This window comes from Pseudomonas botevensis (genome assembly GCF_019145475.1).
Taxonomy (GTDB): domain Bacteria; phylum Pseudomonadota; class Gammaproteobacteria; order Pseudomonadales; family Pseudomonadaceae; genus Aquipseudomonas; species Aquipseudomonas botevensis.
Map to the genome: position 1 here is coordinate 52203 of NZ_JAHTKI010000004.1, position 12932 is coordinate 65134.

At 61.9% G+C, this 12932-nt stretch carries 16 protein-coding genes and 1 pseudogene; 9 read left to right on the forward strand and 8 right to left on the reverse strand.

The features are described from left to right. Nucleotides 1–105 precede the first annotated feature (105 nt). Nucleotides 106–1110: pseudogene (locus KVQ74_RS07415) on the reverse strand (chitinase); the annotation flags it as partial. A gap of 40 nt (nt 1111–1150) precedes the next feature. Further along, the gene (locus tag KVQ74_RS07420; RefSeq protein ID WP_217830430.1) at nt 1151–1786 is read right to left on the reverse strand and encodes a lytic polysaccharide monooxygenase auxiliary activity family 9 protein; all 636 of its coding nucleotides are present in this window, start codon (nt 1784–1786) and stop codon (nt 1151–1153) included. A gap of 305 nt (nt 1787–2091) precedes the next feature. Between KVQ74_RS07420 and KVQ74_RS07425 the strand changes: the two genes are divergently transcribed. Next, entirely contained in the window at nt 2092–2517 is a 426-nt protein-coding gene (locus KVQ74_RS07425; protein WP_217830431.1) for a GNAT family N-acetyltransferase, read from the forward strand. 72 nt (nt 2518–2589) lie between these two features. Here KVQ74_RS07425 and KVQ74_RS07430 read toward each other — a convergent pair whose 3' ends face one another. Beyond that, nucleotides 2590–2940 (reverse strand): hypothetical protein, encoded by a 351-nt coding sequence (locus tag KVQ74_RS07430; protein ID WP_217830432.1) that lies wholly within the window; start codon nt 2938–2940, stop codon nt 2590–2592. Nucleotides 2941–3075: 135 nt separating this feature from the next. Between KVQ74_RS07430 and KVQ74_RS07435 the strand changes: the two genes are divergently transcribed. The 8 genes from KVQ74_RS07435 (at nt 3076) to KVQ74_RS07470 (ending at nt 7722) form a co-directional block, all read left to right on the forward strand. After that, nucleotides 3076–3405 (forward strand): DUF6388 family protein, encoded by a 330-nt coding sequence (locus KVQ74_RS07435; RefSeq protein ID WP_217830433.1) that lies wholly within the window; start codon nt 3076–3078, stop codon nt 3403–3405. 25 nt (nt 3406–3430) lie between these two features. Continuing rightward, a complete protein-coding gene (locus KVQ74_RS07440) occupies nt 3431–4135 on the forward strand; it encodes a YoaK family protein (RefSeq protein WP_217830434.1) in 705 nt (234 codons plus the stop codon). Between the two features lie 120 nt (nt 4136–4255). Next, the gene (gene tusD, locus KVQ74_RS07445) at nt 4256–4648 is read left to right on the forward strand and encodes a sulfurtransferase complex subunit TusD (protein WP_217830436.1); all 393 of its coding nucleotides are present in this window, start codon (nt 4256–4258) and stop codon (nt 4646–4648) included. Nucleotide 4649: 1 nt separating this feature from the next. Beyond that, the gene (gene tusC / locus KVQ74_RS07450) at nt 4650–5006 is read left to right on the forward strand and encodes a sulfurtransferase complex subunit TusC (RefSeq protein ID WP_217830437.1); all 357 of its coding nucleotides are present in this window, start codon (nt 4650–4652) and stop codon (nt 5004–5006) included. After that, nucleotides 5006–5299 carry a sulfurtransferase complex subunit TusB gene (tusB, locus tag KVQ74_RS07455; RefSeq protein WP_217830438.1) on the forward strand — a complete coding sequence of 98 codons (294 nt, stop codon included), beginning with the start codon at nt 5006–5008 and terminating at the stop codon, nt 5297–5299. The genes tusC and tusB overlap by 1 nt, the downstream gene beginning before the upstream one ends. Then, a complete protein-coding gene (locus tag KVQ74_RS07460) occupies nt 5296–5631 on the forward strand; it encodes a TusE/DsrC/DsvC family sulfur relay protein (protein WP_217830440.1) in 336 nt (111 codons plus the stop codon). Before tusB ends, KVQ74_RS07460 begins: the two co-directional genes overlap by 4 nt. After that, the gene (locus tag KVQ74_RS07465; RefSeq protein WP_217830441.1) at nt 5628–6629 is read left to right on the forward strand and encodes a glycosyl transferase family protein; all 1002 of its coding nucleotides are present in this window, start codon (nt 5628–5630) and stop codon (nt 6627–6629) included. Before KVQ74_RS07460 ends, KVQ74_RS07465 begins: the two co-directional genes overlap by 4 nt. Before the next feature lie 91 nt (nt 6630–6720). Beyond that, complete coding sequence (locus KVQ74_RS07470) at nt 6721–7722, forward strand: glutathione S-transferase family protein (protein ID WP_217830442.1); 1002 nt, start codon at nt 6721–6723, stop codon at nt 7720–7722. A gap of 114 nt (nt 7723–7836) precedes the next feature. Here KVQ74_RS07470 and cysG read toward each other — a convergent pair whose 3' ends face one another. Genes cysG through lolA form a run of 5 tightly spaced genes read right to left on the reverse strand, consistent with a single transcriptional unit; the run spans nt 7837 to nt 12881 of the window. Beyond that, entirely contained in the window at nt 7837–9231 is a 1395-nt protein-coding gene (gene cysG / locus KVQ74_RS07475; protein WP_217830443.1) for a siroheme synthase CysG, read from the reverse strand. Next, the gene (serS, locus tag KVQ74_RS07480) at nt 9232–10512 is read right to left on the reverse strand and encodes a serine--tRNA ligase (RefSeq protein ID WP_217830444.1); all 1281 of its coding nucleotides are present in this window, start codon (nt 10510–10512) and stop codon (nt 9232–9234) included. 15 nt (nt 10513–10527) lie between these two features. Beyond that, nucleotides 10528–10902 (reverse strand): fluoride efflux transporter CrcB, encoded by a 375-nt coding sequence (gene crcB / locus KVQ74_RS07485; RefSeq protein WP_217830445.1) that lies wholly within the window; start codon nt 10900–10902, stop codon nt 10528–10530. Continuing rightward, on the reverse strand, nt 10899–12224 hold the full coding sequence (locus KVQ74_RS07490; RefSeq protein ID WP_217830446.1) for a replication-associated recombination protein A: 1326 nt from the start codon (nt 12222–12224) through the stop codon (nt 10899–10901). Before KVQ74_RS07490 ends, crcB begins: the two co-directional genes overlap by 4 nt. A 36-nt stretch (nt 12225–12260) precedes the next feature. After that, the gene (lolA, locus tag KVQ74_RS07495) at nt 12261–12881 is read right to left on the reverse strand and encodes an outer membrane lipoprotein chaperone LolA (RefSeq protein ID WP_217830447.1); all 621 of its coding nucleotides are present in this window, start codon (nt 12879–12881) and stop codon (nt 12261–12263) included. Between the last annotated feature and the right edge of the window lie 51 nt (nt 12882–12932).

The following is a 12932-nucleotide window of genomic DNA, read 5'->3' on the forward strand; positions in this document are numbered from 1 at the left end:
GAACGAAAAAAAGCCCGGCAGCGCTACCGGGCTTTCATTCATTTACTGCTGACGGGCGACGCCTGGTGCGACGGCATCAGACTCTGGCGAAGACAGCCGCGCCCCATGGATCAGCGGCCCATAGCGCCGACTGAATTCCCAGTTGTAGGGCACGCGATCCTTGCTGGTGCCGTTGTCCCAGTTCACCGACCAGGTCATCAGGCCCTTGATCGGATGCCCTTTGATCGCCAGGCGTTTCATCGCGTTGCCGACGGCAGTGTCGTCGATCACATAACCGGTGGCAGCCGCATCGACGTTGGCCGGCAGGCCGATGACGAACTTGTCCGCCGGAATACGGGTAAAGCCGCGAGTACCGGTCACCAGGCTTTCTGTCAGGTAATAGAGGAAATCCTCTTTCAGCGCATCGTTGTTCTGGGCGATCCACGCCCCGTTGCCGTTGTTGGCTTCCGGCACCCAGACGCCATCACCGCCTTGGTTGTAGAACTGTGGAGCGATGAAGTCGTAGTAGCCTTCCAGCGCTTGCAGGTAGCCGACGTATTTGCCGGTGCTGGTCAGGTACGGGAACTCCGGCGCCATGCTGATGATGAAATGCTTGCCCTGGCCGGCGTAGTGATCCTTGACCAGTTTCAGCGCGGCCGGCAGCACGGTCTTGTTGGCGGCGAAATCAATCGCGCTCTGTTCAAGATCGATGTCCAGACCGTCGAAACCATAGGTTTCCACCAGCCGGATGATTTCGTTGGCCAGAGGACGCTCCTGGCCGCTGCGCAGTTCGATGTGGGCATCGGCACCGCCGAGGGAAATCAGCACCGCCCGCCCCTGGCTGTTGAGCACGCCGACCTGGCGGCGAAACTCGGCATCGGAAACGTTGAACGGCTTGAAAGTCGGAATCCCGCTGCCCTTCATGAAGGCCACCGCGACGACGTTGTACTCCTTGGGTACGTCTTCGAGCGCAATGCTGGCGAAACGGCCTTGGCGGTAACCGTCGCTGGGGCCTGCCGGCCAGTTGTGCCAGAAGCCCATGAGGATCTTCTTGCCAGTGAGGCTCGGCATCAGCGACGCCGCGTCGCTCGCCTGGTTTTGCACAAGGGTGAAGTCAATGTTCGATGACATGTTCTAATCCTTCAGAACGTGTGAGTGGGGTGTCGCGTGGTTATTTGAAATCCACATCGAAGGCCTGATAGAAAGCGTTGCCGGTGTTGGCGACGATCCACATCAGCACGATGACGTGATGGCCTGTCTTGTTGGCCGGCAGTTTCACCGCATGATTGATCTTGGCCTTCAGTTCGGCCGAATGGCTGTAGTAAGGCACCTGAGGGTAAAAATCCTCGAAGAATGGCTGCGCTTCGAGCTGCGCACGGCTGATGCGCTGCTGCGGGTCCCAGCCATCCTTGGTGATCAGCCAGCGGTAGCCGCGGGTGGTGTGTGGCGCGGTGTATTCCCATTTGACCTCGAGGGTCTGACCGGGGGCGACATTGAGCAGCGGCCAAGAGAACGGACGACCGAGCTTCTTGCTCATTTCCGCGGCGGTGAAGTTCACGCAGTCGCGGGCATCGGTCTTGCCGCCGCTGAGGATGTAGCCATCGGCGGGTGGTACGTCGCTTGGGTTATCTGTCTCGAACGGCGCCGGGAACGGACCGGCCACCAGCGCCGGGAAGTTCTTGCCACCCTCCATTTCGTTGACCTGCCAGGCACCAAGCAATCCTTGCTCGATGGCCACCGCGCCGCGGCTGGCAGGAGAGATGACGCGACCGTGTCGCAGTTGGGTTTGAGCTTGTGGTTGATTCATGTTTTTCACTCCGTTGATTTAAGAACTCTCCTTTCCGAGGAGAGACCTTCAAGCTAGCGGAGCTGGTTATTTTGTCCATTGGCAGGTTTGTCGCAGCTAACAAGGTCCGGTGCAGCAAAACGCCGAAAATACTGGATATAAACACAGTGCGCTGCGCCGACGCCTACCCAACGCATGGCAAAAGGAGTACATGGCAACGTTGCGAAAACCTGCATTCACCACACGGCGCGCAGCCTCGAAAGAGGATTGGAATGATCGTCTGAAGCGCGCTAGGCTGCGTGCTCATTGCTATCAAGGAAGCGCAGATGAACTTGCGGATCGAGCTGTCGCAAAACTCCACGGACGAAGAACGCCAGGCCATCCTGGCACCGCTCCATGCCTATAACGTCGCCCAGGCCGGGATTGCGGTTTCGGAACCGCTCACGCTGCTGGTGCGCGACGAGCACGACGAGATTCTCGGCGGGCTGTATGGCCGGCTGGTCTGCAACTGGCTGTTCGTCGATTTACTGTCGGTGCCGGAACAGGGCCGGGGCCAGGGTGTTGGCTCGAAACTGATGCGCATGGCCGAGGAGCTGGCGCGAGAGAAAGGTTGCATCGGCGCGTGGCTCGATACCTTCGATTTCCAGGCGCCGGAGTTCTACAAGAAGTTGGGGTACAGCCAGTTTGGCGAGCTGCAGGATTATCCGCCGGGGCATAAGCGGATGTTTTTCCAGAAAAGGCTGGACGATTGAGTTGACTGAAGCTTTTCGCGAGCAGGCCGGCGCCCATGACTTCAGCGTGGGAACCGGCACGTTCTGCAGTGCTTAGAGACAGGTCGCCAGCGCCGCCATCCGGCGCTTGGCGACGAAGTCGTCTTTCTGCGCGTAATAGCTCAATGTCGTACCCGACGCATCGCTGGTCAGATCGACAAACGACTCCGCCGAACGCGTGTAGACCGTCGAGCCACCCTTCTTGCCCGGTTGCAGATAGGCGGCGGCATCGACCCCGAATACAGCTTCGTCCTGCCAGGCGAACTGTACGCACTGGGCCACGTCTTTCTCCGGCTTTTCCGAAGTCAGGGTCTTGTAAGGGGCCTTGGTGCGGGCATCGTCCATCACCGAACCCGCGCAACCGGCCAGCACGGTGGCCGCCAGCGCTACCATCAGAATTCGCATTGCATTCGCTCATTCGGAAAAAAGCGGACTGTATCACCGCAGCGCAGGAAAACGTTCTGCTTTACTGCATTTATGACGCGACACGCTGCGCCGACTCCTGCACCCTATGGTCAACCAGCCCAACAAGGAAACCCCATGGCGGCCACCGACCAGCGACACGAACAGGCCCTGAAACTGTTTCTCGATGCACGCCCGGAACTGCGCGAAACCCTCGATCACCTCAACCCGCTGCTGGCCCAGGCCAAGGGCGAGACTCAGGCGCAATACCGCGAAGAACGCCTGCACGAAGCCTTCGAAGCCGAGGCCGAAAGCCTTGGTCTGTTCGCCTGGGAACTCACTTTGCAATTGACCAGCGCCACGCCCGAGGACTATCAGGCACAACGCCTTGAAGTGCATCGCGAGGTCGCGGAAATGGCCGGCATGAGCTGGCTGGAATACTGCGATCTGTATGGCATAGAACCGTAATTGCCGCTCAAGGACCTCCTTATCAATGCTGCCGTCAGCCTCGACTCACCGCGCCAGTCCCGGTCATCTGCACACACAAAAGTGGCGCGGGCGTGTGGGCCTGGCGCTGGTTGCCGCGCTCTCGGTGCTGGCCGGGATGACCGATGCCATCGGTTTCATGGCCAGCGGCGATTTCGTGTCGTTCATGAGCGGCAACACCACGCGGCTGGCGGTGGCGATCAGCGCTGGCGATATGAGTCTGACGTTGCGGCTGGTCATCCTGGTCGTCACATTCATTGTTGGTAACGCCCTGGGCGTAGTGGTCGGGCGCCTGGGTGGGCGACGGGCGCTGCCGCTGCTGCTGTGTATCGCCACGCTGCTCTGCGCGGCGGCGGTCTGGCCGTTCGAGGCGCAACTGCCGGCGCTGCTGGCGGCGATCATTGCCATGGGCATGCTCAATGCCGCCGTGGAAGAAGTGAACGGCCTGGCCGTCGGGCTGACGTATGTCACCGGCGCGTTGTCCCGGTTCGGGCGCGGGCTCGGGCGCTGGATGCTCGGCGAACGACGCAATGGCTGGCGGGTGCAACTGGTGCCGTGGAGCGGGATGTTCATCGGCGCGGTTCTGGGGGCGGTGCTGGAACACCATCTGGGGCTGAAGGCGTTGTTCGTCAGCGGTTTGCTGGCAGGACTGCTCGGGGTGGTGTCGCTGGCGATTCCTCGGCGCTGGCAGTTGGGGTACATGCCGCGCTGAGGTTTGCAGATGCGGCATCGTTATCGCCTGAGCGGGCGCTTTCGCGGGCAAGCAACATCGACTTAGCCGCCCCGCCGATAAAGCTTTATCATGGCCGCAGTTTTGCTGATCGAGTCCGTCATGAAGTTCGCCATCGCGCTGTTTTCCGCCGCTCATGCGCCCTCCTCGCGCCGCGCCCTGCTGTTCGCTCAGGCCGCGTTGGCCGGCGGGCATGAAATCGTCCGGCTGTTTTTCTATCAGGACGGCGTCTACAACGCGTCCGACGCGGTGGTCACCCCGCAGGACGAACGGGATCTGCCCAAGCAATGGCGCGCGTTCATCACCGAGCAACAACTGGACGGCGTGGTGTGCATCGCCGCCGCCCTGCGTCGCGGTGTTCTGAATGATGAAGAAGCCAAGCGTTATCAGCGTGAAGCGGTGGCAGTCAGCGCGCCGTGGGAGTTATCCGGGCTCGGGCAGTTGCACGATGCGGTACAGGACGCCGACCGTCTGATCTGTTTCGGAGGCGCATGAAATGGCCAAATCCCTGTTGATTATCAGCCGCCAGTCGCCGTGGTCCGGCCCGGGCGCCCGCGAGGCGCTGGACATCGTACTGGCCGGCGGCGCATTCGATCTGCCGATCGGCCTGCTGTTTCTCGACGACGGTGTGTTGCAACTGGCCGCCGGGCAAAACGCCAAGGCCCTGCAGCAGAAAGACCTGAGCGCCAACCTGCAAGCGCTGCCGATGTTCGGCGTCGAAGAGCTGTTCTACTGCGCCGACAGTGCCAGCCAGCGTGGTCTGGCGAATCTGTCGCTGGACGAGGCACAACCGCTCGCCGCCGAACACATCACCGCCCTTATTGACCGTTACGACCAGGTGATCACCCTCTGATGCCGACTTTGCATGTGTTGTCTCACTCGCCGTTCGGTGACGAACGCCTGACCAGTTGCCTGCGTCTGCTGGGCGCGGCCGATGCTTTGCTGTTGTGTGGCGACGCCACCTACGCCTTGCAAGCGGGCACCGCGCCGTTCGAAGCGCTGAATACACGCCGGGTGAAGTTGTTCGTACTCGCCGAAGATGCCGAGGCGCGTGCCGTTCAGGTGCCGGACTGGGCCGAAGCCGTGGACTACCCGGCCTTCGTCGATCTGTCGATCCATCACGACAAGGTCAACACCTGGCTATGAATGCGCTGACCGTCGGCGCCCGCGCCATCGAACTGGACAAGGACGGCTTTCTGGTCGACCTCGATGACTGGTCGGCAGAGGTCGCCAGCGCCCTCGCCGCTGTCGAGAACATCGAGCTGACCCCCGAGCACTGGGAAGTCCTCGAACTGCTGCGCAGCTTCTATACAGAGTTTCAGCTGTCTCCGGCAACCCGGCCGCTGATCAAGTACACCGCGCTGAAGCTCGGCCCGGACAAAGGCAACAGCCTGCACCTGAACCGATTGTTCAAAGGCACCCCTGCCAAACTCGCCGCGAAACTGGCGGGCCTGCCCAAACCGACGAATTGCTTATGACCGACTCTCCAGCCCTGACCCTCGAAACGCCCGCCGAACATCCCTTCGCCCAGTTCGTGCGGATCCTCGGCAAGGGCAAGCGCGGCGCCCGCGACCTGACCCGTGAAGAAGCCCGGCAAGCCATGGGCATGGTGCTGGACGACACGGTCGAGGACACGCAGCTCGGCGCATTTCTGATGCTGCTGCGGCACAAGGAAGAAAGCGCCGAGGAAATGGCCGGTTTCACCGAAGCCCTGCGCGAGCGTTTGCAGGCGCCAGCGTTGAAGGTCGATCTGGACTGGCCGACCTACGCCGGCAAAAAACGCCATCTGCCGTGGTATCTCTTGGCTGCCAAGTGCCTGGCGCAGAACGGCGTGCGCATTTTCATGCACGGCGGCGGCGCCCACACCGCCGGACGTCTGTACTCCGAACAACTGCTCACAGACTTGAACATCCCGCTGTGCCGCAACTGGCAGCAGGTCGGCAGCGCGCTGGACAACGGTGGGCTGGCGTTTATGCCGCTGGTGGACTGGGCACCGCAACTGCAAAAGATGATCGACCTGCGCAACACCCTCGGCCTGCGCTCGCCGATTCATTCGCTGGCGCGGATTCTCAATCCTTTGGGCGCACGCTGCGGCCTGCAAAGCATTTTCCACCCCGGCTATCAGGCGGTGCATCGCGAAGCCAGTGGCTTGCTCGGCGACATGGCGATTGTGGTCAAGGGTGACGGCGGCGAAATCGAGATCAACCCGGACGCCGACAGCCACCTGTACGGCACCACGGGCGGCGTGAGCTGGGACGAGGAATGGCCACAGTTATCCGCCCAGCGCCACGTCAAACCGGCCTCGCTGGACGTCGAGCATTTGAAAGCGGTGTGGCGGGGTGAGGTGGTCGACAGCTATCCGCAAATGGCACTGATTTCGACCATGGCCCTGGCGCTGCGCGGTTTGGGACAACCCCGTGAACAGGCCTTCGAAACCGCTGAAAAATACTGGGCCGCACGGAACACATCGATCTAGTCGATCATTTGCGCCCGATCTTTGCGCTTTTTGTTCGAACTCATCGGAATAGACTCCACTCCAACGATTATTGGTTTCTGGAGTCTTGATCATGGGTTTACTCGTCGATGGCCACTGGCAGGACAAGTGGTACGAAAGCAGCAAGGATGGCGCCTTCCAGCGCGAACAGGCGCAGCGACGCAACTGGGTCACCGTTGACGGCCAACCCGGCCCGAGCGGGGACGGCGGATTTACCGCCGAGGCCGGGCGCTATCACCTCTATGTGTCATTGGCCTGTCCGTGGGCACATCGCACGCTGATCCTGCGCAAACTCAAAGGCCTGGAAGGACTGATCGACGTTTCGGTGGTCAGTTGGCTGATGCTGGAAAACGGCTGGACGTTCGACAAGACGCTCGGCTCCACTGGCGACAAACTCGACGATTTCGAATTCATGCACCAGCGCTACACCGCCGACACCGCCGATTACACCGGGCGCGTGACCGTGCCGGTGCTGTGGGACAAGCAGCTCAAGCGCATCGTCAGCAATGAATCGGCGGAAATCATCCGCATGTTCAACAGCGCCTTCAACGACCTGACCGGTAACGACCTGGACTTCTACCCGGCCCCCCTGCGCAGCGAGATCGATGCGCTGAACGAGCGGATCTACCCGGCGGTCAACAACGGCGTTTATCGCGCCGGGTTCGCCACCTCACAGAATGCCTATGAAGCGGCGTTCGATGATGTGTTCGCCGAACTGGATCACCTCGAACAGCTTCTGACTGCCAATCGTTACCTGACCGGCGAGTACCTGACCGAGGCGGACGTTCGCCTGTTCACCACCCTGATTCGCTTCGACGCGGTGTATCACGGGCACTTCAAGTGCAACCTGCGACGGATTGCCGATTATCCGAACCTGTCGAACTGGCTGCGTGAGATGTATCAGGTGCCGGGCGTCGCGCAGACCGTGGACTTCACCCACATCAAGCACCACTACTACGCCAGCCACAGGACCATCAACCCGACGGGCGTGGTGCCGAAGGGGCCGGAGCAGGACTTCAGTGTGGCCCATGACCGGGCGCGTTTGAGCGGAAAAGGGGTCTGGAAGCGGGATTGAATATTGCGTTGAATTGAACGCCCTTTCGCGAGCAAGCCCGCTCCCACATGTGATCTGAGTTCGACTCGATCTGATGTGGGAGCGGGCTTGCTCGCGAAGGGACAACGCGATCTGTCAGACCTGGCCCTGAGCCCCTTCGAACCACGCCAGTTTCTCGCGCAGTTGCACCACTTCGCCGACGATCACCAGGGTCGGCGCATGCACTTCATGCTCCGCCACCAGTTTCGGCAAATCGGCCAAAGTGCCGGTGAACACCCGCTGATTGACCGTGGTGCCCTGCTGGATCAGCGCCGCCGGGGTATCCGCCCCGCGACCGTGCCTGATCAACTGCTCGCAGATGACCGGCAGGCCCACCAGGCCCATGTAGAACACCAGGGTCTGCGCGGGCGCGACGAGGTCGGCCCAAGGCAGATCGGTGGAGCCGTCCTTCAGATGCCCGGTGACGAAACGCACCGACTGCGCGTAATCACGGTGGGTCAGCGGAATCCCGGCATAAGCCGCACATCCGCTGGCCGCCGTGATGCCCGGCACGACCTGGAACGGGATGCCATGGGCCGCCAGTTCCTCGATCTCCTCGCCGCCACGACCGAAGATGAACGGATCGCCACCTTTCAACCGCACCACGCGCTTGCCGGCTTTCGCCAACTCCACCAGTTGCTGGTTGATCTGATCCTGCGGCACCGCATGATCGGCGCGGCGCTTGCCGACGTAAACGCGCTCGGCATCACGCCGGCACAGTTCAAGAATCACCGGCGCCACCAGACGGTCGTACAGCACCACATCGGCTTGCTGCATCAGACGCAGCGCGCGGAAGGTCAGCAGGTCCGGATCACCCGGCCCGGCACCCACCAGATACACCTCACCGGTCGTGATAGCGGCATCGCCGTCGATTTTCGCCTGCAACAGACGCTCGGCCTCGGCGCCCTGCCCGGCCAGTTGCCGGTCGGCAATCGGGCCTTGAAACACGTCTTCCCAGAAACCACGACGCTGATTCACATCCGGAAACAGGTTTTTCACCTGATGACGGAAGCGCGCGGCGAGGCCGGCCAGATGGCCGTAGGTCGAAGGAATCCAGGTTTCGATCTTGGCGCGGATCAGCCGCGCCAGCACCGGCGCATCGCCGCCACTGGACACGGCGATAATCAGCGGTGACCGATCGACAATGGCCGGAAAGATCACGCTGCACAGCGCAGGCGCATCCACCACGTTGACCGGTACGCCACGCCGATGGGCATCGGCGGACACTTGGGCATTGAGCGCTTCATCGTCGGTGGCGGCGATGATCAGCCCGCAACCGTCCAGATCCGTTTCGACGTAACCACGCAGCAGGCATTCGCCCTTGCTGGCAGCGACCAGCTCGCGCAGTTGCGTTTCGATTTCAGGTGCGACCACCCGCAGCAGCGCACCGGCGTCGGCCAGCAGGCGGGATTTGCGCAAGGCAATTTCCCCCCCACCGACGACCAACACACGACTGCCGCGCAGGTTGTGAAACAGCGGCAGATATTTCATTTAGCCGATGACCTCGAGGCCACCCATGTACGGCTTGAGGACTTCCGGTACGCGGATCGAACCGTCGGCCTGCTGGTAGTTTTCCAGCACCGCCACCAGGGCACGACCGACGGCCAGGCCGGAGCCGTTCAAGGTATGAACCAATTCAGGCTTGCCGGTTTCCGGGTTGCGGAAGCGCGCCTGCATGCGGCGGGCCTGGAAGTCGCCGCAGTTGGAGCACGAGGAGATTTCGCGGTATTTGTCCTGGCTCGGAATCCACACTTCCAGGTCGTAGGTCTTGACCGCGCTGAAGCCCATGTCGCCGGTGCACAGCGCCAGGGTGCGGTATGGCAGCTCCAGCAGTTGCAGGACTTTTTCGGCGTTGGCGGTCAGGCTTTCCAGCGCGTCCATCGATTTCGACGGCTCGACGATCTGCACCATCTCGACCTTGTCGAACTGGTGCTGGCGGATCATGCCGCGCGTGTCACGACCCGACGCACCGGCTTCGCTGCGGAAGCACGGCGTGTGAGCGACAAACTTGATCGGCAGCAATTTCGCATCGACGATTTCACCGGCCACAATGTTGGTCAGCGACACTTCGGCGGTCGGAATCAGGTACAGATCGGCTTCGCCTTCGCGAGCGATCTTGAACAAGTCCTCTTCGAATTTCGGCAGTTGACCGGTGCCTTGCAGGGCCGGCGCCTGAACCAGATAAGGCGTGTAAGTCTCTTCGTAGCCGTGCTCGGTGACGTGCAGGTTGATCATGAACTGCGCCAGGGCGCGGTGCAGGCGGGCAATCGGGCCGCGCAGCAGAGCGAAACGTGCGCCGGACAGCTTGGCGGCGGTTTCGAAGTCGAGCCAGCCGAACTTCTCGCCCAGGGCGACGTGATCCTGAACCGGGAAGTCGAACGCGGTCGGCGTGCCCCAGCGGCGGACTTCGACGTTGCCGTCTTCGTCGGCACCGACCGGCACCGATTCGTGCGGCAGGTTCGGGATGCCCAGAACGATGGCGTCCAGTTCGGTCTGGATCGCATCCAGCTCGACCTTGCCTGCGCTCAACTCGCCCGCCATGCGCTCGACGTCGGCCATCAGCGGCGCGATGTCTTCGCCGCGCTGCTTGGCCTGACCGATGGATTTGGAACGCGCGTTACGCTCAGCCTGCAGTGCTTCGGTGCGGGTCTGGACGGTCTTGCGCTGTTCTTCCAGCGCTTCGATGCGCGCGACATCCAGGGCAAAGCCACGGGAAGCCAGGCGATCCGCTACGTCCTGAAGGTTGCTACGTAACAGTTTGGAATCGAGCATGTCGGTTTCTCGTTATCAAAGTTTGGTCAGGGACAGGCCGGCCCAGGTGGCGAGCAGCCCGCCGAATACGCTGATGGCCGCATAGCCCAGGGCCAGCGGCACTTGCCCGCTTTCCAGCAAGCGCACCGTATCCAGTGAAAAGGATGAAAAAGTCGTCAGCCCCCCGAGGAAGCCGACCATCAACCCGGCGCGCACCTCGATCGGCACCTCCGGGCGTATCAAAAACAGACCGTACAACACACCGATCAGCAGACAGCCCACGATATTAACGGCGAGCGTCGCGGTATAGAAGTGCCGTGGCCAATTGGCGTTGACCCAATTGCCGGTGGCGAAGCGCAACAAGGTGCCGGCAATGCCGCCGACCGAGACGGCAACAATCAATGGAATCACGGTTTTCTCCGCTGCCGGGGGCTTAGACGGTCAAGTTGGGCGAGGTGGTTGAGCTTCTCGCCGATCTTCAACTCCAGGCCACGGGGCACCGGTTGGTAGAACGGAATCGGATCGAGTTCTTCCGGGAAATAGTCTTCGCCGGCGGCATAGGCGTCCGGCTCATCATGGGCATAACGGTATTCGTCGCCGTAACCCAGCTGCTTCATCAGCTTGGTCGGGGCGTTGCGCAGGTGCAGCGGCACTTCCAGCGAGCCGTATTCGGCGGCGGCACGCAGTGCGGTCTTGAAGCCCATGTAAACCGCGTTGCTTTTCGGCGCGCAGGCCAGATAGGTGATGGCCTGCGCCACCGCCAGTTCGCCTTCGGGGCTGCCGAGACGCTCCTGCACTTCCCACGCCGCCAGGCACAGGCTCAGGGCACGGGGGTCGGCGTTGCCGATGTCTTCGCTGGCCATGCGCACCACACGCCGGGCCAGGTACAGCGGATCGCAGCCGCCGTCGATCATCCGCGCGAACCAGTACAGCGCGCCATCGGGATTGGAGCCGCGCACCGATTTGTGCAGCGCGGAAATCTGGTCGTAGAAGGCTTCGCCACCCTTGTCGAAACGTCGGCGGGTGTCGCCGAGCAGACTTTGCAGCAGCTCGGTGCCCATCTCGCTGTTGTCTTCGGCCAGGTCCGAAGCGTTCTCCAGCAGATTGAGCAGGCGTCGGCCATCACCGTCGGCGGCCGACAGCAGCATCTGGAACCCTTCATCGCTGAGGGTCAGATTGCGTTTGCCCAGGCCTCGCTCTTCGGTCAGCGCGCGATGCACCAGTTTGCGCAACGCTGTTTCGTCGAGGCTCTTGAGCACGTAGACCCGCGCCCGCGACAACAGCGCGTTGTTCAATTCGAACGAAGGGTTTTCGGTGGTGGCGCCGATGAAAATCAGCGTGCCGTCCTCGACGTACGGCAGGAAGGCATCCTGTTGGGACTTGTTGAAGCGATGCACTTCATCGACGAACAGGATCGTGCGCTTGCCGTACTGGCCGGCCTGCTGCTTGGCGATTTCCACCGCCTGACGGATTTCCTTCACCCCGGCGAGTACAGCCGAGACCGTTTCGAAGTGCGCGTCCGAGACTTCCGCCAGCAGCCGCGCCAGCGTGGTTTTACCCACGCCCGGCGGCCCCCAGAAGATCATCGAATGCAGGGCACCCTGCTCCAGCGCCTCACGCAAAGGCTTGCCGCGAGCGAGCACGTGTTCCTGACCGACGTATTCGTCCAGATTGGTCGCGCGCAAACGGGCGGCCAGGGGCTGGGCAATCGGCGCACTGCGAAACAGATCCATCACGTACCGTTGAAACCTCTGCTTGACCCTGTGGGGTTATTCCTGGATGACGTCGGCACCCTTGGGGATGTCGAACTTGAACTTGGAGGCCGGCACCGCTTCGTTGGCCTTCACCCCGGTGAACAGGATGTTGGTGCGCTGACCGACGCTGTCGATCAGTTGCATGTCATTGACCAGGCCGTTGCGGAACGACAGGCGCAGGCTGTCGAACAGGGTGTCCTTGGTTTTCGGCTTCAGGGTGAAGTCGATCACGCCGCCCGCTTCTTTCGCGGTGATGTCGAAGCTCTGGCTGATCTTCGACACATCGCCGGACAGCAACAGGGCCGGCGTCTGGGTCAGGCGCTCATCCAGCTTCTTGATGGTGGCCTGCTCGAGATCCGGGTCCCACAGGGTGACTTTCTTGCCATCGGACACCATGGTCTGCTCGGCGGGCGCATTGGTGTGCCAGTAGAACAGGCCCGGACGCTGCAGCGTCATCTCGCCGGACGTTTCCTGCAACTGGGTGCCGCTGCCGTCGAGGGTCAGCTGGGAAAAGTTCGCGGTCAGGGTCTTGGATGTTTCCAGCAATTGGGTCAGGCGTGCCACGTCCTTGTCATCGGCGTGGGCCGAGAGAGTGGTCAGAGCCAGTACCGGCAGCAGCATGCGGATAAGACGCATGGGAGTCCTCTTGAATACTCGTGGGAGAGCGGACGGCGCGTCATTGCGCCA